The sequence below is a fragment of the Pseudomonas simiae genome, from assembly GCF_000934565.1.
GTDB lineage: Bacteria > Pseudomonadota > Gammaproteobacteria > Pseudomonadales > Pseudomonadaceae > Aquipseudomonas > Aquipseudomonas simiae.
In genome coordinates this window covers 5,823,770-5,842,227 of sequence record NZ_CP010896.1, presented here as the reverse complement: position 1 = coordinate 5,842,227, position 18,458 = coordinate 5,823,770, and the positions used below count along the sequence as shown (strand labels likewise).

The window sequence follows — 18,458 nt, the reverse complement described above, 5'->3', positions numbered from 1 at the left end:
AGATGGCTCTATAGTGAGGTTCATCCGGGAAGCTGAGAGACCGCGCATGCCGTTACCGTCCATGAAAGAGCAGTTCGCCGCATTGATTGCAGCGCCTTCTGTGAGTTGCACCCAGGCATCTCTCGACCAGACCAACCGCCCGGTGATCGATTTGCTTGCCAGTTGGCTGGGGGACCTGGGGTTCGCCATCGACATCCAGCAAGTCAGCCCTGGCAAGTTCAACCTGCTGGCCAGCTTCGGCAGTGGTCCCGGTGGCCTGGTGCTGGCGGGGCATAGCGACACGGTCCCCTATGACGCCGCACTGTGGAAGACCGATCCGCTCAAGCTGACGGAAGTCGACGGCCGCTGGGTGGGACTGGGCAGTTGCGACATGAAAGGCTTTTTCGCCCTGGCCATCGAAGCAGTGCTGCCCCTGCTGGACCAGACGTTCAAGCAGCCGCTGCTGATCCTCGCCACCTGCGATGAAGAAAGCTCCATGTCCGGTGCCCGTGCATTGGCCGAGGCAGGGCGTCCGCTGGGCCGTGCAGCGGTGATTGGCGAGCCGACCGGGCTCAAGCCGATCCGCTTGCACAAAGGCGTGATGATGGAACGCATCGACATTCTCGGTCAAAGCGGCCATTCGTCGGATCCCAGCCTGGGCCACAGCGCCCTCGAAGCCATGCACGACGCCATCGGCGAACTGCGTGGCCTACGCCTGGGCTGGCAGCGCGAGTATCGCAACCCACAGTTCAGCGTGCCGCAGCCGACCATGAACTTCGGCTGCATCCACGGCGGCGATAACCCCAACCGCATCTGCGGCCAGTGTTCCCTGGAGTTTGATCTGCGACCTTTGCCGGGCATGGATCCCGAGGTGCTACGCGCCGCGATCCGGCAGAAGCTTGAACCGCTCGCCGAGCGCCATCAGGTCAAGATCGACTACGCGCCACTGTTCCCCGCGGTCCCTCCCTTCGAGCAACCGGAAGACACCGAACTGGTGCGGGTGGCGGAACGATTGACCGGCCATCGTGCCGAAGCAGTAGCGTTCGGCACCGAAGCGCCTTATCTTCAGCGCCTTGGTTGTGAAACCCTGGTGCTCGGCCCCGGCGACATCGCGTGCGCCCACCAGCCGGGCGAGTACCTCGAAATGTCACGCTTGACGCCTACAGTGCGTCTATTGCGGGAACTGATCGAACATTACTGCCTGAAGCCTGCATAAATTAACCCCTGATTGTTCGTACATAGAAGGAGAGTGAGCGTGTCGCCAAGCCTGTTCCGACGATAACCATCAGCCCGCTGTGCGTTTTCACGACTCATCCTTTTTCGGCTGCTTTTTATTACAGGCCCAGGTTCCATGCCCGACTACGTAAATTGGCTTCGTCACGCTTCCCCTTACATCAACGCGCACCGCGACTGCACCTTTGTGGTCATGCTGCCCGGCGACGGTGTGGAACATCCCAACTTCGGCAACATCGTCCACGACCTGGTGTTGCTCCACAGCCTCGGCGTGCGCCTGGTATTGGTCCACGGCTCGCGCCCACAGATCGAAGCGCGCCTTGAAGCCCGTGGCCTGACCCCGGCTTACCACGAAGGCTTGCGCATCACTGATGCGGCAACGCTGGAGTGTGTGATCGACGCGGTTGGCCAACTGCGTATCGCCATTGAAGCGCGCCTGTCCATGGACATGGCGTCGTCGCCAATGCAGGGTTCGCGCCTGCGGGTAGCCAGCGGCAACCTGGTCACCGCGCGTCCTATCGGAGTATTGGAAGGCGTGGACTACCACCACACCGGCGAAGTGCGCCGCGTCGATCGCAAGGGTATCAATCGCCTGTTGGACGAGCGTTCCATCGTGCTGCTGTCGCCATTGGGGTACTCGCCTACCGGTGAGATCTTCAACCTGGCCTGCGAGGACGTCGCCACTCGCGCCGCCATCGACCTGGGTGCCGACAAGCTGCTGCTGTTTGGCGCAGACATGGGCCTGATCGATGAAAACGGTCGTCTGGTGCGCGAACTGCGTCCGCAACAAGTGCCCGCACACCTGCAGCGCCTGGGCAGCAGCAACTACCAGGCCGAGCTGTTGGATGCGGCCGCGGAGGCCTGCCGTGGCGGAGTAGGGCGCAGTCATATTGTCAGCTACGCCGAAGACGGCGCGTTGCTCACCGAACTGTTCACCCGCGACGGGGGCGGTACGCTGGTGGCCCAGGAGCAATTCGAACTGGTGCGCGAAGCGGCGATTGAAGATGTCGGTGGCTTGCTCGACCTGATCAGCCCGTTGGAAGAGCAGGGCATCCTGGTGCGCCGTTCGCGGGAAGTGCTGGAGCGCGAGATCGAGCAATTCAGCGTGGTGGAGCGCGAAGGCATGATCATCGCCTGCGCGGCGCTGTATCAGATCGCGGATTCGAATGCGGGGGAGCTGGCGTGCCTGGCGGTGAACCCGGAATATCGCCACGGCGCGCGCGGAGATGTGTTGCTGGAGCGTATCGAATCCCGTGCCCGAGCCCAGGGATTGAAGACCTTGTTTGTCCTCACCACCCGCACCGCCCACTGGTTCCGTGAGCGGGGGTTTGAGCCGAGCAGCGTGGACCGTCTGCCGTCGGCGCGGGCTTCGCTGTACAACTATCAGCGCAATTCGAAGATTTTCGAAAAGGCGCTGTAACTAAAAGCTGGGGCTGGCTTGTGTGGGAGCTGGCTTGCCAGCGATAGCATCACCTCGGTTCAACTGAGCACCGAGGCGCTTGCATCGCAGGCAAGCCAGCTCCCACAGGGAGCGCATTTATTTCGAGATAAATGTGTCGGTCACGAAGGCCGAGTAATCCGGCAATACCGTTTCAACCTTCCCTTGTTCCTTCAAGAACTTCGCCGTCTCCCCAATCGCCGTTGCTGTCCCGCCTTTAAGCAGCGCATCGGTTTGCTGTGCTTGCGCGTCTGGGAACGTCGTCCCGGCGAGCAGTTCAGGAATGTCCACAGCATTTGAGCCTGTCAGTTTCGCGATTTTCTGGACCGGCTCGGAATCCACGGTCCAGCCGTCCTTATGGGCCGCATACTCGGCAAATGAATCCAGCGTAACCTTGGCAAACTTGGCCACTATGTCAGGATGTTTTTCCGCAAAATCCTTGCGCGCCACCCACACTTCAAACGTCGGCGCGCCCCACTGACCCACCTGGGCCGCGTCTGTCAGGGTCTTGCCGGTCTTGCGGATTTCGCCCAGGGCCGGCGACCACACGAATGCACCGTCGATATCGCCGCGTTTCCACGCGGCGGCAATTTCGGCCGGTTGCAGGTTCACCACCTTGACTTGCCTGGTGTCCAGGCCCCAGTGCTTCAGTGCGCCGAGCAGGCTGTAATGCGAGGTTGAAACAAATGGCGTAGCGATGGTTTTGCCGATCAGATCCTTGGGTGCGTCAATGTGGCTGCCGTTACGCACCACCAATGCTTCAGAAGTATTGATCTGGGCCGATACGATGAACGCGACGATGGGTAGATTGCGAGAAGCCGCTGCCGCGAGGGGGCTGGAACCGAGATTGCCAATCTGCACATCGCCTGAGGCAATAGCGGTTACGACTTCCGGCCCACTGTTGAAACGGCGCCAGGCGATTTTCTCGCCGATGGCCTTCTCATAGAGGCCGTCGGCCTGTGGGACTTTGCTGGGATCGATGCCGGTTTGGTAGCCGATGGTTAAATCGGCCGCTTTGACACCAAAAGAAAGTATTAGTGACACAAAAACTGTAACAAATTGACGGGAGGATGTGCGTTTGGCCATGATGGCGTCGCCTTTTTGATCGTGGGTGACGTATGCAACTGTACGGTCACACTAATCGATCTAAAAAAGCGCTAACAAATACCCTTTAGGAATTAGCTTATGGAGCGGTTCGTCTAACCTGACAGGCCCGCATCATGGAAAGACTTATTCCCAAATCGTATGAAAAAGAATGAAATAATTCTTTTTGGGTGTATGAAAAACTCATTACCCTGCAGGGACCAAATCAACTGCGATTAGACGAAGGTAGTAGACATACAAGGTTACGATTGACTTGGTAGTCACTATCTGGCGCTAATCGCGCATCTGTGGATCGAGGGCGTCAGACCCGAGACCAAAGAAATACAAAAATTAGAAATGAGAGGAGCGGTACATGAAGAAGTCCACCTTGGCACTGGCTGTAGCCCTGGGCGCAATCGCTCAGCAAGCAGGCGCTGTCGGTTTCGTTGAAGACAGTAAAGCAACACTGGGTCTGCGTAACTTTTACATCAATACCGACAACCGTAACGGTACCGGCGCGAACAAGAACGAAGAATGGGGTCAAGGCTTCGATCTGCGTTTCATCTCCGGTTATACCCAAGGCACTGTTGGCTTCGGTGTTGATGCTATTGGCCTGCTGGGTGTTCGCCTGGATTCGGGCGGCGGCACCAACGGCGCCACCAAGCCAAGCGGCGCCAACCCAGGCTCCTACGGCGGCACCATCTTCCCTAGCGAGCATAACGGCAAGGCCGTTAATGACTACTCCAGCCTGGGTTTGACGGCCAAAGCCAAGATCTCTCAGACCGAACTGAAGCTGGGTACCTTGCAGCCTAAGTTGCCTGTGATCATCACCAACGATGGTCGTCTGTTGCCACAGACGTTCCAGGGTGGCCAGATCACTACCAACGATATCAAGGACCTGACGCTGGTCGGCGGTCAGATCGAAAAAGCCAAGGGCCGTAACTCCAGCAGCAACGAAAACCTGTCGTTGTCGGGTGCTAACAGCCGTGGCGCTACCTGGCGTGACAGCAACAAATTCATCTACGCCGGTGGTGACTACAAGATCACCAAAGACCTGACTGCCCAGTATTACTACGGCAATCTGGAAGACTTCTACAAGCAGCACTTCCTGGGTCTGACCCACAACTGGGCTATCGGCCCGGGTGTTTTGAAGTCTGATCTGCGTTACTTCAACAGCTCCGATGATGGCGCCAACGGTAACGAATCCGCTTACTTCACCACTGGCAACTACCAAGGCTTCCGCGCCGGTAAGGGCAAGGTCGACAACAATCTGTACAGCGGCCTGTTCCTGTACACCGTTGCCGGTCACACCTTCGGTGGTGGTTATCAAGTCAGCAACGGCAGCAGCGACTTCCCTTGGTTGAACCAGGGCGACGGTTCGTCGGCTTACCTGACCACTGACATGCAGATCCAGAAGTTTGCCCGTGCCGGCGAACGTACCTGGCAAGCTCGCTACGCTTATGACTTCGCCAAGGTTGGCGTTCCTGGTCTGACCGCCGGTGTTGTCTACCTCAAAGGCAGCGACATCGACACCGTAGCTAACACCGCTTCTCGTACACAGTTCAACGGTCAGTCCGAGTGGGAACGTGACATCACCGTTGCCTACGTGATTCCAGAAGGTCCGCTGAAAAACCTCGGCGTGGCGTGGAAGAACGCTATGTGGCGCACCGACATCGCTGGCGCGCGTGATCAAGACGAAAACCGTCTGATCGTCAGCTACTCGATCCCGCTGTTGTAAGCCTGTAAAACCTTGCCCGGCGCAACGCCGGGCAGGGTGTCTTGCCGTTCAAGTCGGGCTAAACCCCCGCAAGCCCTTCCTGAACCCCTCTTTGTACAGCGTCTCAAGGCCTTCTCGAACCTTGGAAACGATGTTGCTCTTCGCCTTTGCCTACGTCCAATGAACAGATTTTTAATATTCCTTTATCGTCTAGATAAATCGATATTTATTCTTTTTAAATAATCCGCAAACCATGCACAGTGGGTTCCATAAGCACTCATCAGGAGCCACACCATGAGCCTAAGACTGGGCGATATCGCCCCCGACTTCGAACAGGATTCCAGCGCCGGCAAAATTCGTTTCCACGAGTGGCTGGGCGATAGCTGGGGTGTGTTGTTTTCCCACCCGGCGGACTTTACCCCGGTGTGCACCACCGAGCTGGGTTTCACCGCCAAGCTCAAGGACGAATTCGCCAAGCGCGGCGTCAAGGCTATCGCCCTGTCGGTTGACCCGGTGGACTCGCACCACAAGTGGATCGAAGACATCAACGAAACCCAGAACACGGTCGTCAACTTTCCGATCCTGGCCGACGCCGACCGTAAAGTGTCCGACCTGTACGACCTGATCCACCCCAACGCCAGTGACACCCTCACCGTGCGTTCCTTGTTCGTGATCGACCCGAACAAGAAGATCCGCCTGACCATCACCTACCCGGCCAGCACCGGCCGCAACTTCCACGAAATCCTGCGCGTCATCGACTCGCTGCAACTGACCGACAACCACAAGGTCGCCACGCCCGCCAACTGGCAGGACGGTGATGAGGTGGTGATCGTGCCGTCGCTCAAGGATGAGGACGAGATCAAGCAGCGCTTTCCGAAGGGTTACCGGGCGGTGAAGCCGTATCTGCGGCTTACCCCTCAGCCGAATCGTTAACGCAGGCCCAATGTGGGAGCGAGCTTGCTCGCGAAGGCAGGCTGTCAGTCGATGCATCCTTTAATGACACACCGCTTTCGCGAGCAAGCCCGCTCCCACATGTAAATCGCATTTCAAGGCTCACACAGCAGGGGTTTTCAGGCCGTTTTTACGGCCTTTTTTTTCGTCCGGTGATTCATCATCTGCATATTTCTTTAAGGAATAAACAAATGAAAAAATAAGATTTATAGATATATAAATCAGCTGATAAGGTCTGTTCCATCTTGGCGCTATCGCCACACAGCGAACCGCTGACACCTGCGCAAGGAATTCCTGCATGTTGGTCGTAACACTTGGAGGCAGTCCCAGCCAGCGCTCCCGCTCAGGGGTGCTGCTGGATAAAACCCGTCAGTGGTTGCAAGAAAAAGGCGTCGAAGTGGTGAGTTACCAGATACGGGATTTCCCGGCTGAAGACCTGCTGCATGCGCGCTTCGACAGTCCCAAGGTCATCGACCTGCTGCAACAAGTGGCTAATGCAGATGGCCTGGTGATCGCCACGCCGGTGTACAAGGCTTCGTTCTCCGGCGCGCTGAAAACCGTGTTGGACCTGCTGCCCGAGCGCGCCCTGGCCCACAAGGTCGTGTTGCCGATGGCCACGGGTGGCAGCATCGCCCACATGCTGGCCGTGGACTATGCCTTGAAGCCGGTGCTGTCGGCGCTGAAGGCACAGGAGTTGCTCCACGGTATCTTTGCCGAGGACAGTCAGATCGCTTACGGCGAAGGCAGTGCCCAGGCACAACTGGTGCCGGTACTCGAACACCGTTTGCACGAGGCACTGGAGACGCTGTACGACGCCATGGCCCGTCGCCCGAAACCGCTGGACCCTCACGTGTTGAATGAACGTTTGTTGAGTGCTCGCTGGAGCATTTAAGCCACACCGAAATGTAAAACCGAAATGTAAAAAACTCACCTTACTCAGCCGCCAACGGCCAAGCAGGTGCAGCCAACCCCCTAAACGCATTATTTGGAGAGAGCGCCATGCGCACTGTCATCTTGCGTCGTGGTCTGGTCGCACTGTTTGCTGCGGCTGTGTCCTTCGGCGCCATTGTTCAAGCTCAAGCCGCCGAGACCTTGCGGATCGGTTATCAGAAGTACGGCACGCTGGTGCTGCTCAAGGCCAAGGGCACGTTGGAAAAACGTTTGGCTGCCCAAGGCGTGAACGTGCAGTGGACTGAGTTCCCTGGCGGCCCGCAATTGCTGGAAGGCTTGAACGTCGGCTCCATCGACTTCGGCGTGACCGGCGAAACCCCACCGGTCTTCGCCCAGGCAGCCGGTGCCGACTTGCTCTACGTGGCCTACGAGCCGCCTGCACCGACCAGCGAAGCGATCCTGGTGCCGAAAGATTCACCGATCAAATCCGTGGCTGAGCTCAAGGGCAAGAAAGTCGTGCTCAACAAAGGCTCCAACGTGCATTACCTGTTGGTACGTGCCTTGGAAGATGCCGGCTTGAAATACACCGACGTGCAGGCCGTGTTCCTGCCGCCCGCCGATGCCCGTGCCGCCTTCGAGCGTGGCAGCGTGGACGCCTGGGTCATCTGGGACCCGTACCAGGCCGCCGCCGAAAAACAACTGCAAGCCCGCACCCTGCGTGATGGCACCGGCATCGCCGACAATCACCAGTTCTACCTGGCGACAAAGCCATACGCCCAACAGCACCCCGAAGTGATCAAGGCGCTGGTGGAGGAGGTACGCGCCGTGGGCGAATGGTCCAAGGCCAACCCACAGGAAGTGACTGAACAAGTGGCGCCGCTGCTTGGCCTGCCGGCTGACATCACCCTGACCTCGGTGAAACGCCAAGGCTACGGTGCACTGTTCCTGACCCCTGAAGTGGTGGCTGCCCAGCAGAAGATCGCCGACAGCTTCTACCAACTCAAACTGATCCCCAAGCCCTTGAACATCAAGGACGTGATCTGGACGCCACCCGCCGCCGTGGCCACAGCGCCGTAATGCGACTTCTTCAGGAGACAACTCCATGAGCCTCACTATTTTCTGGTTCCTGCCTACCCACGGCGACGGCCATTACCTTGGCACTGCCGAAGGCGCTCGCGCCGTTGACCACGGTTACCTGCAGCAAGTGGCCCAGGCCGCTGATCGCCTGGGTTTCGGCGGGGTGCTGATCCCTACCGGGCGCTCCTGCGAAGACTCGTGGCTGGTGGCCGCCTCGCTGATCCCGGTGACCCAGCGTCTGAAATTCCTTGTCGCACTGCGCCCCGGGATCATTTCCCCGACGGTAGCGGCGCGTCAGGCAGCAACCCTGGATCGTCTGTCCGGTGGCCGTGCGTTGTTTAATCTGGTCACCGGCGGTGATCCGGAAGAACTGGCCGGTGACGGCTTGTTCCTCAGCCACGAAGAGCGCTACCAGGCCTCGGTGGAATTCACCCGTATCTGGCGCCGTGTGCTGGAAGGCGAAACCGTGGATTACGACGGCGAGCACATCCGCGTCAAAGGCGCCAAGCTGCTTTACCCGCCGATCCAGCAACCGCGCCCGCCGCTGTACTTCGGTGGTTCTTCCGAAGCGGCCCAGGACCTGGCAGCCGAGCAGGTGGAAATGGTGCTGACCTGGGGCGAGCCGCCGGCGGCCGTCGCGGAAAAAATCGAACAGGTGCGGGCCAAGGCCGCAAAACTCGGACGCACCGTGCGCTTCGGTATTCGCCTGCATGTGATCGTGCGTGAAACCAACGATGAAGCGTGGAAAGCCGCCGACAAACTGATCTCCCATCTGGACGACGACACCATCGCCCGTGCCCAGGCCTCCCTGGCGCGTTTCGATTCCGTCGGCCAGCAGCGCATGGCCGCCTTGCATGGTGGTAACCGCGACAACCTCGAAGTCAGCCCCAACCTGTGGGCCGGCGTCGGCCTGGTCCGTGGCGGTGCGGGCACCGCGCTGGTGGGCGATGGCCCAACGGTGGCGGCACGCGTGAAGGAGTACGCAGCGCTGGGCATCGACACCTTTATCTTCTCCGGTTATCCACACCTGGAAGAATCGTATCGCGTCGCGGAGCTGCTGTTTCCCCACCTGGATATCGAGCGTCCCGAGCTGCCGAAAAGCGCCGGCTACGTGAGCCCGTTTGGCGAGATGGTCGCCAACGACATCCTTCCCAAAGCTGCGTCACAGAGCTAAGGCAGCGCCATGAACTATGAAAAATTGAGCCACCGTGTGGCGCCCTGGGTACTGCCGGTTCTATTGCTGGTGGTGTGGCAGTTGTCGGTATCGGCGGGCTGGTTGTCGACCCGTATCCTGCCGGCCCCCAGCGCAGTGATTGAAGCCGGTATCAACCTGGTCGCCAGCGGCGAAATCTGGACCCACCTGGCCATCAGTGGCTGGCGTGCCGGCCTGGGTTTCCTGATCGGTGGCAGCATCGGCCTGGCCCTTGGCTTCATCACCGGCCTGTCGAAGTGGGGCGAACGCCTGCTGGACAGCTCGGTGCAGATGATCCGTAACGTGCCGCACCTGGCACTGATCCCGCTGGTGATCCTGTGGTTCGGCATTGACGAGACGGCGAAGATTTTCCTGGTCGCCCTCGGCACGCTGTTCCCGATCTACCTCAACACCTATCACGGCATCCGCAACGTTGATCCGGCACTGGTGGAAATGTCGCGCAGCTATGGCTTGTCCGGGTTCAGCCTGTTCCGCCAGGTGATCCTGCCGGGCGCGCTGCCGTCGATCCTGGTGGGCGTGCGCTTTGCCCTGGGCTTCATGTGGCTGACGCTGATCGTGGCGGAAACCATCTCGGCCAGTGCCGGTATCGGTTATCTGGCGATGAACGCCCGTGAATTCCTGCAAACCGATGTGGTGGTACTGGCCATCGTCATGTACGCCATCCTCGGCAAACTCGCGGACCTGGCGGCTCGTGGCCTGGAGCGTGTATGGCTGCGTTGGCACCCGGCGTATCAAGTGAACAAAGGCGGTGTGGCATGACAGCTCAACAACCCCCGCGCCTGCTGAAGGGCATTCCCCTGGCGGTACGCAAGTTGCGCAAGGCCTTTGGCGCGCGCGAAGTGCTCAAGGACATCGACCTGCATATTCCGGCCGGCCAATTCGTGGCGGTGGTCGGGCGCAGCGGTTGCGGCAAAAGTACCTTGCTGCGCCTGCTGGCCGGTCTGGATAAGGCCAGCGGCGGCGAGCTGCTGGCCGGTTCCGCGCCATTGAGCGAAGCGATTGAAGACACGCGGCTAATGTTCCAGGAAGCACGGCTGCTGCCGTGGAAGAAGATCATCGACAACGTGGGGCTGGGGCTTAAAGGCGACTGGCGCCCCAAAGCGCTGGAAGCCTTGGAAGCGGTCGGCCTGGCTGAACGTGCCAATGAATGGCCGGCGGCGCTGTCCGGCGGGCAGAAGCAACGCGTGGCCCTGGCCCGCGCGCTCATCCATCAACCGCGTTTGTTGCTGTTGGATGAGCCGTTGGGCGCGCTGGATGCCTTGACCCGTATCGAGATGCAGCAACTGATCGAAAACCTGTGGCAGAAGCACGGTTTCACCGTGTTGCTGGTCACCCACGATGTCAGTGAAGCCGTGGCGATTGCCGACCGGGTGATCCTGATCGAAGACGGTGAAATCGGTTTGGACCTTATCGTCGACCTGCCACGCCCACGTGCCCGGGGATCACATCGCCTGGCCGCGCTGGAAGCCGAAGTGCTCAACCGTGTGTTGTCCCTGCCGGGCTCACCGCCGGAACCCGAACCTGTTTCACCGCTGCCTACGCAATTGCGCTGGGCTCAATAACTCACTTGTCCCATGAAGAGAGAACGACATGACTATTAAAGCTATCAACGTGCGTAACCAGTTCAAAGGCACCATCAAAGAAATCGTCGAAGGCGACGTGCTGTCGGAGATCGACGTGCAGACCGCTTCCGGCATCGTCACTTCCGTGATCACCACCCGTTCGGTCAAAGAGCTGGAGCTGGTGATTGGCAGCGAAGTGATTGCCTTTGTGAAGTCCACCGAGGTGTCGATCGCCAAGTTGTGATCGAGGATCGTTGTCGCTTTCGAGATCGCCTTCGCGAGCAAGCCCGCTCCCACATTTTGATGTGTGAACGGGCTTGCTCGCGAAGAGGCCGCCCCAATCGGTACAAGACTTAGTGCGCAGCCGGCCGCTTAGGCAAATACGCCGGTAAATAAAGCCCCACATACGCATCAAACACCCGCATCCCTTCATCCGCCATGCGTGGCGTAATCAGCCCATGCTGATGCACCGAGCGCGCATACACGCGGTCGCTCAACTCCAGCGCCAAGGCAAACACGTCCACATCGCTGGGCAATGTCGGCACTTCAAAGTGACGGTTGAACACGGTGAGCATCAAGTCACCCAGTTCCAGGTCATGCTGACGGTCGGCCTGGGTCACTTCGGTAAGCCCGTGCTGCGCGAGGATCAACTGGCGCGCGGCGGCGTCATGATCATAGATAGTGAGCATGCGCTGCTCGACGATGTAGGACAGGTCGCGCCAGTGTTTGAGTGAGTCATGCTCGATGGGCGCCTGGATGGCTGCCCGGAAAGCGGCGTGCACGTCAGCGGTCAACGCCTCCAGCAATGCGGGCACGCTGGCGAAGAAGTGATACACCGACGACGGTGGGATCTGCGCCCGCTCGGCCACGCTGTAGATCGACAAACCCGCCACGCCTTCGGCAGCCAGCAAAGTGCGGGCAGCGTCGAGGATCGCGTCGATCCGGGCCTGGCTGCGAGCGCGGGGTTTGCGAGGGGCGGCGGGGCGGGTGGTCATGGAAGTCTCCAACAAGGCAGCGGGCATTGTATGAGCAGGAAGGTGTGTTGTCTGCCGGGCCGCCATCGCAGGCAAGCCAGCTCCCACATTTTGATCTGTGAATACATTCGAATGTGGGAGCTGGCTTGCCTGCGATGAAGCCAACTCGATCTAACTGAAAAAAACACAAAAAAACGCCGCAAACCCCTAAGGTCTGCGGCGTTTTTTTGCAGCAACCGTTTAAACGGTATGCAGGTACCAGTTGTACTCAAGGTCGGAGATGGAGTGTTCGAACTCCTCCAGCTCACTTTCCTTACAGGCGACGAAGATATCGATGTACTTAGGATCGATGTACTTGGCCATCACCTCGCTGTCGTCCAACTCACGCAGGGCATCGCGCAGGTTGTTCGGCAGGCTCTGTTCGTTCTGCTCGTAGCTGTTGCCTTCCACCGGTGCGTTCGGCTCGATCTTGTTGGTCAGGCCGTGGTGCACGCCTGCCAGGACCGAAGCCATCAGCAGGTAAGGGTTGGCGTCGGCGCCGGCCACGCGGTGTTCGATACGCACCGCGTCGGACGAGCCGGTCGGTACGCGGATCGCCACGGTACGGTTGTCCAGGCCCCAGCACGGCGAGTTCGGCACGTAGAATTGTGCGCCGAAACGACGGTAGGAGTTGACGTTGGGGCACAGGAACGCCATTTGGGCGGGTAGGGTCTCCAGCACACCGCCGATCGCGTGACGCAATGCGGCGTTCTGCTCGGGATCCTCGCTGGCAAAGATGTTCTTGCCGTCTTTGTCCAGGATCGAAATGTGCACGTGCAAACCGTTGCCTGCCTGGCCTGGGTAAGGCTTGGCCATGAAGGTAGTGTCCATCTCATGGTCGTAGGCGATGTTCTTGATCAGGCGCTTGAGCAGCACCGCGTAGTCGCAAGCCTTGATCGGGTCGGCCACGTGGTGCAGGTTCACTTCGAACTGCGCCGGGGCACTTTCCTTGACGATGGCGTCGGCCGGGATGCCTTGCTCTTTTGCACCTTCCAGAATGTCCTGGAGGCAGTCGACGTATTCGTCGAGGTCGTCGATCAGGTAGACCTGTGTCGAGTGCGGGCGTTTGCCGGAGATAGGCGAGCGGGGCGGTTGTGGGCGGCCGTTCACGTTCTCCTGGTCGATCAGGTAGAACTCAAGCTCGAAGGCGGCGCAGATGGTCAGACCGAGGTCGTCAAATTTGCTTACAACTTGGCGGAGCACTTCGCGCGGATCGGCGAAGAAAGGTTCACCTTCAAGTTCGTGCATGGTCATCAACAATTGCGCGGTAGGGCGCTTTTGCCAAGGTTCATTGCACAGGGTGTCGGGGATTGGATAACAGATTCGGTCAGCATCACCGATGTCCAGGCCCAGGCCGGTGCTTTCCACCGTAGAGCCGTTGATATCCAGGGCAAATAAAGAGGCAGGCAGGTTAATGCCCTTCTCGTAAACCTTGTGGAGGCTGGTGCGTTCGATGCGCTTGCCGCGCACCACACCATTCATATCCGCAATTAGAAGGTCTACGTACAGAACCTCAGGATGATCCTTAAGGAACGCGTTCGCTTCGTTAAGCTGAACGGCACGCGGGGGTACCGACATGATGCAACACCTTTGTTGTTAAAAATATCAATCATTGATCTTTTCTGGTTTCAGTCAACCCGAACGGCATGCCGAAGTCAAGCGAGGCCTTTTTTGCCCTAAAAAAGCGCCACGAAGGCTTTTTTGGGGCTTTTTGGGGCGGTTTTTTGGGTTTGAAGGGCTTGGGACTCGCAGGCTTGAGCGGGCCGTGTTGTATTTTTTACGGGGGTGTTGTGTAAAAAAATGAACAAGGCTAAGCTCGATTCAAACCCATAACAGCAATAATACCGGGGTGCTTCATGTGTCACCTGCCGCCCAACGGCGTCTTGGCCTGCTTCAGTCAGGCTGTGTCACCCGTCCAATCCTCCCGCGTGAACGCCCGCGCACCGGCCAATATTCTTGACGCCCGGCCCGACCTCTTTCTTGCCTCCTCATTTGCCACAGAACGGCATGCGCCTCGCCTGCTGCTCAAGATTGCGCACAACTTTGGCGTGAGGAATGCAACGCAGCAGCAAATGGCAGGTAAGCTCCTACCCTGAATGAAAAAACGACGCGGATGCTGCGTCAACCAACGCCTGGCCTTTAATGGATGCCAGGAAACCCAGCCCAGAGGCATTTATGAGTAACAACCTCGACCAGCTCACCGATTGGTTGAAAGACCACAAGATCACAGAAGTCGAATGCATGATTGGCGACCTCACCGGTATCACCCGGGGCAAGATCTCGCCGACCAACAAGTTCATCGCCGAAAAAGGCATGCGCCTGCCCGAGAGCGTGCTGTTGCAGACCGTGACCGGCGACTATGTCGAAGACGATATCTATTACGAATTGCTCGACCCGGCCGACATCGACATGATCTGCCGCCCCGACCAGAACGCGGTGTTCCTGGTGCCCTGGGCCATCGAGCCCACCGCCCAGGTGATCCACGACACCTACGACAAGCAAGGCAACCCGATCGAGCTGTCGCCGCGCAACGTGCTCAAGAAAGTCCTCAAGCTCTACGCCGACAAAGGCTGGCAGCCCATTGTGGCGCCGGAGATGGAGTTCTACCTGACCAAGCGCTGTGAAGACCCGGACTTCCCGCTGCAACCGCCGATTGGTCGTTCCGGCCGTCCGGAAACCGGCCGGCAGTCTTTCTCTATAGAAGCCGCCAACGAATTCGACCCATTGTTCGAAGACGTCTACGACTGGTGCGAGCTGCAGGAGCTGGACCTCGACACCCTGATCCACGAAGACGGCACCGCGCAGATGGAAATCAATTTCCGTCACGGCGATGCCCTGTCCCTGGCCGACCAGATCCTGGTGTTCAAGCGCACCATGCGAGAAGCCGCGCTCAAGCACGACGTGGCCGCCACTTTCATGGCCAAGCCGATGACTGGCGAGCCGGGCAGCGCGATGCACCTGCACCAGAGCATCATCGACATCGCTACTGGCAAGAACGTCTTCTCCAATGAAGACGGGACCATGAGCCAGCTGTTCCTCAACCACATTGGCGGCCTGCAGAAATTCATCCCTGAATTGCTGCCGCTGTTCGCCCCCAACGTGAACTCGTTCCGCCGCTTCCTGCCGGACACCTCGGCGCCGGTGAACGTGGAGTGGGGCGAAGAAAACCGCACCGTCGGCCTGCGTGTTCCGGATGCCGGCCCACAGAACCGTCGCGTGGAAAACCGCCTGCCGGGCGCTGACGCCAACCCGTACCTGGCGATCGCCGCCAGCCTGTTGTGCGGCTACATCGGCATGGTCGAAGGCCATAACCCGAGCGCGCCGGTGGTGGGTCGTGGTTACGAACGGCGCAACCTGCGCCTGCCGTTGACCATCGAAGACGCCTTGGAGCGCATGGAAAACAGCAAGACCATCGAAAAATACCTGGGTCAAAAATTCATCACGGGCTACGTCGCGGTCAAGCGGGCCGAGCATGAAAACTTCAAGCGCGTGATCAGTTCGTGGGAGCGGGAATTCCTGCTCTTCGCCGTCTGATGCGCCGGGCGCGTCCTTCACACGGCGCGCCCTCACCTGAAAAGTCTAGGAGATTGGTATGTCCAGCAACAACCCGCAAACCCGTGAATGGCAAGCCTTGAGCAGTGATCACCACCTGGCGCCGTTCAGCGACTTCAAGCAGTTGAAAGAGAAAGGCCCGCGCATCATCACCAAAGCCCACGGCGTCTACCTGTGGGACAGCGAAGGCAACAAGATCCTCGACGGCATGGCCGGCCTGTGGTGCGTGGCGATCGGTTACGGTCGCGATGAACTGGCAGACGCCGCCGCCAAGCAGATGAAAGAACTGCCGTACTACAACCTGTTCTTCCAGACCGCTCACCCGCCGGTGCTGGAGCTGGCAAAAGCCATTTCCGACATCGCGCCGGCCGGCATGAACCACGTGTTTTTCACCGGTTCCGGCTCCGAAGGCAACGACACCATGTTGCGTATGGTCCGCCACTACTGGGCGATCAAGGGCCAGCCAAACAAGAAAACCATCATCAGCCGCAAGAATGGCTACCACGGCTCCACGGTGGCCGGCGCCAGCCTCGGCGGCATGACCTATATGCATGAGCAGGGCGACTTGCCGATCCCGGGCATCACCCACATCGCACAGCCGTACTGGTTTGGCGAAGGCGGCGACATGAGCCCCGAAGAGTTCGGTGTATGGGCCGCCAACCAGTTGGAAGAAAAGATTCTGGAATTGGGCGTGGACAACGTCGGTGCCTTTATTGCCGAGCCGATCCAGGGCGCCGGTGGCGTGATCGTGCCGCCTGCGACCTACTGGCCGCGCATCAAGGAAATCCTCGCCAAGTACGACATCCTGTTCATTGCCGACGAAGTGATCTGCGGTTTCGGCCGCACCGGTGAGTGGTTCGGTAGCGATTTCTACGACCTCAAGCCGCACATGATGACCATCGCCAAGGGCCTGACGTCGGGTTACATCCCGATGGGCGGCCTGATCGTTCGCGATGAAGTGGTGGAAGTCCTCAACGAGGGCGGTGATTTCAACCACGGCTTCACTTACTCCGGTCACCCGGTTGCGGCGGCAGTGGCGCTGGAAAACATCCGCATCATGCGTGATGAAAAAATCGTTAATCGTGTGCACGACGAAACGGCACCGTATTTGCAGAAACGTCTGAGGGAATTGGCGGATCATCCGCTGGTGGGCGAAGTGCGTGGTGTGGGTATGCTCGGTGCCATTGAACTGGTACAGGACAAAGCCACGCGCAAGCGTTACGAAGGCAAGGGCGTTGGCATGATTTGCCGTACGTTCTGCTTTGAAAATGGCCTGATCATGCGCGCCGTGGGCGACACCATGATCATTTCGCCACCGCTGGTGATCAGCAAGGCAGAAATCGACGAGTTGGTGACCAAGGCTCGTCAGTGCCTGGACCTGACTTTGGCGGCACTGCAGGGCTAAGTGCTAGGCTCAGGACGCAGCGGCTTTCGGGCGCTGCGTCTGAGCAGTCAGAAATATGAGGGCCTTGGTTGAAAGCCGGCCCTTGAACTTGCCAGACTGTCGCCCTGTTTTGTTGCCCTTTGGCTGGGCCTCGAAACATATGAAGCTTGTGGCCCAAAAAAGAAAAAATTGGAGCATCACCAAATGAAGGCATTAGGTTTGAAGAACGCTGGCAAGACCCTCCTCGCGTTGTCCCTGATGGGCGCAATGGCGGGCGCGGCCCAGGCAGACGACAAAGTGCTGCACGTCTACAACTGGTCCGACTACATTGCACCGGACACCATCGCCAACTTTGAAAAAGAGTCCGGCATCAAAGTGGTGTACGACGTGTTCGACAGCAACGAAACCCTGGAGGCCAAGTTGCTGGCAGGCAAGTCCGGTTACGACATCGTCGTACCGTCGAACAACTTCCTCGCCAAGCAGATCAAGGCCGGTGTCTACCAGGAGCTGGACAAGTCCAAGCTGTCCAACTACGACAACCTGAACAAGTCCCTGCTTAAAGCCGTGTCGGTCAGCGACCCGGACAACAAGCACGCCTTCCCGTACATGTGGGGCTCGATCGGCATCGGCTACAACCCGGAGAAGGTCAAGGCCGCGCTGGGCGTGGACAAGATCGATTCGTGGGACGTGCTGCTCAAGCCAGAGAACATCGCCAAGCTGAAAAGCTGCGGCGTGAGCTTCCTCGATTCGCCGACCGAAATGCTGCCGGTGGCACTGCATTACCTGGGCCTGCCAACCGACACGCAGAAGAAAGCTGATCTGAAACAGGCCGAAGATCTGTTCCTGAAAATCCGTCCTTCGATCGGCTACTTCCACTCGTCCAAGTACATCTCCGACCTGGCCAACGGCAATATCTGCGTGGCCGTGGGTTACTCGGGTGACATCGAACAGGCCAAGTCCCGTGCGGCTGAAGCCGGTGGCAAGGTCAAAGTGGCCTACGACATTCCGAAAGAAGGTGCTGGCAGCTTCTTCGACATGGTCGCCATCCCCAAGGATGCCGAGAACGTCGACGCCGCCTACAAGTTCATGAACTACCTGCTCAAGCCGCAAGTCATGGCTGAAATCACCAACAGCGTGCATTTCCCGAACGGTAACGAGAAAGCCACCGCACTGGTCGACAAGGAAATCACCAGCGACCCGGGCATCTACCCACCAGCGGACGTACAGGCCAAGCTCTACGCCATTGCTGACCTGCCGGCTGCGACCCAGCGTGAAATGACACGCAGCTGGACCAAGATCAAGTCCGGTAAATAACCGGTCTTTGCTAACCACCGCGCCTGGCGCGGTGGTTATCGAAACAATTAA

At 58.9% G+C, this 18,458-nt stretch carries 17 protein-coding genes; 13 read left to right on the top strand and 4 right to left on the bottom strand.

The window, feature by feature from the left end; genetic code table 11:
* The first annotated feature begins 46 nt into the window (after nucleotides 1–46).
* Together argE and argA are read left to right on the top strand one after the other, a co-directional pair.
* The gene (gene argE, locus PF1751_RS26640) at nucleotides 47–1,195 is read left to right on the top strand and encodes an acetylornithine deacetylase (RefSeq protein WP_010207356.1); all 1,149 of its coding nucleotides are present in this window, start codon (nucleotides 47–49) and stop codon (nucleotides 1,193–1,195) included.
* Nucleotides 1,196–1,330: 135 nt separating this feature from the next.
* A complete protein-coding gene (argA, locus tag PF1751_RS26635; RefSeq protein ID WP_010207355.1) occupies nucleotides 1,331–2,632 on the top strand; it encodes an amino-acid N-acetyltransferase in 1,302 nt (433 codons plus the stop codon).
* 117 nt (nucleotides 2,633–2,749) lie between these two features.
* Here argA and tauA read toward each other — a convergent pair whose 3' ends face one another.
* Nucleotides 2,750–3,736 carry a taurine ABC transporter substrate-binding protein gene (tauA, locus tag PF1751_RS26630; RefSeq protein WP_010207354.1) on the bottom strand — a complete coding sequence of 329 codons (987 nt, stop codon included), beginning with the start codon at nucleotides 3,734–3,736 and terminating at the stop codon, nucleotides 2,750–2,752.
* Nucleotides 3,737–4,106: 370 nt separating this feature from the next.
* Between tauA and PF1751_RS26625 the strand changes: the two genes are divergently transcribed.
* Both PF1751_RS26625 and PF1751_RS26620 read left to right on the top strand, forming a co-directional pair.
* Nucleotides 4,107–5,471 carry an OprD family porin gene (locus tag PF1751_RS26625; RefSeq protein ID WP_044288040.1) on the top strand — a complete coding sequence of 455 codons (1,365 nt, stop codon included), beginning with the start codon at nucleotides 4,107–4,109 and terminating at the stop codon, nucleotides 5,469–5,471.
* A gap of 273 nt (nucleotides 5,472–5,744) precedes the next feature.
* Nucleotides 5,745–6,383 (top strand): peroxiredoxin, encoded by a 639-nt coding sequence (locus PF1751_RS26620; RefSeq protein WP_010207351.1) that lies wholly within the window; start codon nucleotides 5,745–5,747, stop codon nucleotides 6,381–6,383.
* A gap of 120 nt (nucleotides 6,384–6,503) precedes the next feature.
* Here PF1751_RS26620 and PF1751_RS29055 read toward each other — a convergent pair whose 3' ends face one another.
* The gene (locus PF1751_RS29055) at nucleotides 6,504–6,701 is read right to left on the bottom strand and encodes a hypothetical protein (RefSeq protein WP_137205802.1); all 198 of its coding nucleotides are present in this window, start codon (nucleotides 6,699–6,701) and stop codon (nucleotides 6,504–6,506) included.
* Here PF1751_RS29055 and ssuE point away from each other — a divergent pair.
* The 6 genes from ssuE (at nucleotide 6,700) to PF1751_RS26590 (ending at nucleotide 11,388) form a co-directional block, all read left to right on the top strand.
* The gene (gene ssuE / locus PF1751_RS26615; protein WP_010207349.1) at nucleotides 6,700–7,293 is read left to right on the top strand and encodes an NADPH-dependent FMN reductase; all 594 of its coding nucleotides are present in this window, start codon (nucleotides 6,700–6,702) and stop codon (nucleotides 7,291–7,293) included. The genes PF1751_RS29055 and ssuE overlap by 2 nt on opposite strands.
* Before the next feature lie 107 nt (nucleotides 7,294–7,400).
* On the top strand, nucleotides 7,401–8,369 hold the full coding sequence (locus PF1751_RS26610; protein ID WP_010207347.1) for a sulfonate ABC transporter substrate-binding protein: 969 nt from the start codon (nucleotides 7,401–7,403) through the stop codon (nucleotides 8,367–8,369).
* Nucleotides 8,370–8,394: 25 nt separating this feature from the next.
* Nucleotides 8,395–9,543, top strand: a complete 1,149-nt coding sequence (ssuD, locus tag PF1751_RS26605) for an FMNH2-dependent alkanesulfonate monooxygenase (protein WP_010207346.1) — start codon at nucleotides 8,395–8,397, stop codon at nucleotides 9,541–9,543.
* 9 nt (nucleotides 9,544–9,552) lie between these two features.
* Nucleotides 9,553–10,341 carry an aliphatic sulfonate ABC transporter permease SsuC gene (gene ssuC / locus PF1751_RS26600; protein ID WP_010207345.1) on the top strand — a complete coding sequence of 263 codons (789 nt, stop codon included), beginning with the start codon at nucleotides 9,553–9,555 and terminating at the stop codon, nucleotides 10,339–10,341.
* Entirely contained in the window at nucleotides 10,338–11,144 is an 807-nt protein-coding gene (gene ssuB, locus PF1751_RS26595; RefSeq protein ID WP_010207344.1) for an aliphatic sulfonates ABC transporter ATP-binding protein, read from the top strand. The genes ssuC and ssuB overlap by 4 nt, the downstream gene beginning before the upstream one ends.
* 28 nt (nucleotides 11,145–11,172) lie before the next feature.
* Nucleotides 11,173–11,388: a TOBE domain-containing protein gene (locus PF1751_RS26590; RefSeq protein ID WP_003213899.1), complete on the top strand. Its 216-nt coding sequence runs from the start codon at nucleotides 11,173–11,175 to the stop codon at nucleotides 11,386–11,388.
* Between the two features lie 109 nt (nucleotides 11,389–11,497).
* Here PF1751_RS26590 and PF1751_RS26585 read toward each other — a convergent pair whose 3' ends face one another.
* Nucleotides 11,498–12,139 (bottom strand): TetR/AcrR family transcriptional regulator, encoded by a 642-nt coding sequence (locus PF1751_RS26585; protein ID WP_010207342.1) that lies wholly within the window; start codon nucleotides 12,137–12,139, stop codon nucleotides 11,498–11,500.
* A 219-nt stretch (nucleotides 12,140–12,358) separates the two neighbouring features.
* Complete coding sequence (locus tag PF1751_RS26580) at nucleotides 12,359–13,735, bottom strand: glutamine synthetase family protein (RefSeq protein ID WP_010207341.1); 1,377 nt, start codon at nucleotides 13,733–13,735, stop codon at nucleotides 12,359–12,361.
* A 597-nt stretch (nucleotides 13,736–14,332) separates the two neighbouring features.
* Here PF1751_RS26580 and PF1751_RS26575 point away from each other — a divergent pair.
* The 3 genes from PF1751_RS26575 (at nucleotide 14,333) to PF1751_RS26565 (ending at nucleotide 18,407) form a co-directional block, all read left to right on the top strand.
* Nucleotides 14,333–15,691 (top strand): glutamine synthetase family protein, encoded by a 1,359-nt coding sequence (locus PF1751_RS26575; protein ID WP_003176780.1) that lies wholly within the window; start codon nucleotides 14,333–14,335, stop codon nucleotides 15,689–15,691.
* Between the two features lie 58 nt (nucleotides 15,692–15,749).
* Nucleotides 15,750–17,114, top strand: a complete 1,365-nt coding sequence (locus PF1751_RS26570; protein WP_010207340.1) for an aspartate aminotransferase family protein — start codon at nucleotides 15,750–15,752, stop codon at nucleotides 17,112–17,114.
* Between the two features lie 198 nt (nucleotides 17,115–17,312).
* The gene (locus tag PF1751_RS26565; protein WP_010207339.1) at nucleotides 17,313–18,407 is read left to right on the top strand and encodes a polyamine ABC transporter substrate-binding protein; all 1,095 of its coding nucleotides are present in this window, start codon (nucleotides 17,313–17,315) and stop codon (nucleotides 18,405–18,407) included.
* Nucleotides 18,408–18,458 lie beyond the last annotated feature (51 nt).

Bases quoted from the DNA above. Each gene is read 5' to 3' on its own strand.
- argE (WP_010207356.1), top strand. From the start codon at position 47: ATGCCGTTACCGTCCATGAAAGAGCAGTTCGCCGCATTGATTGCAGCG.
- argA (WP_010207355.1), top strand. From the start codon at position 1,331: ATGCCCGACTACGTAAATTGGCTTCGTCACGCTTCCCCTTACATCAAC.
- tauA (WP_010207354.1), bottom strand. From the start codon at position 3,736: ATGGCCAAACGCACATCCTCCCGTCAATTTGTTACAGTTTTTGTGTCA.
- PF1751_RS26625 (WP_044288040.1), top strand. From the start codon at position 4,107: ATGAAGAAGTCCACCTTGGCACTGGCTGTAGCCCTGGGCGCAATCGCT.
- PF1751_RS26620 (WP_010207351.1), top strand. From the start codon at position 5,745: ATGAGCCTAAGACTGGGCGATATCGCCCCCGACTTCGAACAGGATTCC.
- ssuE (WP_010207349.1), top strand. From the start codon at position 6,700: ATGTTGGTCGTAACACTTGGAGGCAGTCCCAGCCAGCGCTCCCGCTCA.
- PF1751_RS29055 (WP_137205802.1), bottom strand. From the start codon at position 6,701: ATGCAGGAATTCCTTGCGCAGGTGTCAGCGGTTCGCTGTGTGGCGATA.
- PF1751_RS26610 (WP_010207347.1), top strand. From the start codon at position 7,401: ATGCGCACTGTCATCTTGCGTCGTGGTCTGGTCGCACTGTTTGCTGCG.
- ssuD (WP_010207346.1), top strand. From the start codon at position 8,395: ATGAGCCTCACTATTTTCTGGTTCCTGCCTACCCACGGCGACGGCCAT.
- ssuC (WP_010207345.1), top strand. From the start codon at position 9,553: ATGAACTATGAAAAATTGAGCCACCGTGTGGCGCCCTGGGTACTGCCG.
- ssuB (WP_010207344.1), top strand. From the start codon at position 10,338: ATGACAGCTCAACAACCCCCGCGCCTGCTGAAGGGCATTCCCCTGGCG.
- PF1751_RS26590 (WP_003213899.1), top strand. From the start codon at position 11,173: ATGACTATTAAAGCTATCAACGTGCGTAACCAGTTCAAAGGCACCATC.
- PF1751_RS26585 (WP_010207342.1), bottom strand. From the start codon at position 12,139: ATGACCACCCGCCCCGCCGCCCCTCGCAAACCCCGCGCTCGCAGCCAG.
- PF1751_RS26580 (WP_010207341.1), bottom strand. From the start codon at position 13,735: ATGTCGGTACCCCCGCGTGCCGTTCAGCTTAACGAAGCGAACGCGTTC.
- PF1751_RS26575 (WP_003176780.1), top strand. From the start codon at position 14,333: ATGAGTAACAACCTCGACCAGCTCACCGATTGGTTGAAAGACCACAAG.
- PF1751_RS26570 (WP_010207340.1), top strand. From the start codon at position 15,750: ATGTCCAGCAACAACCCGCAAACCCGTGAATGGCAAGCCTTGAGCAGT.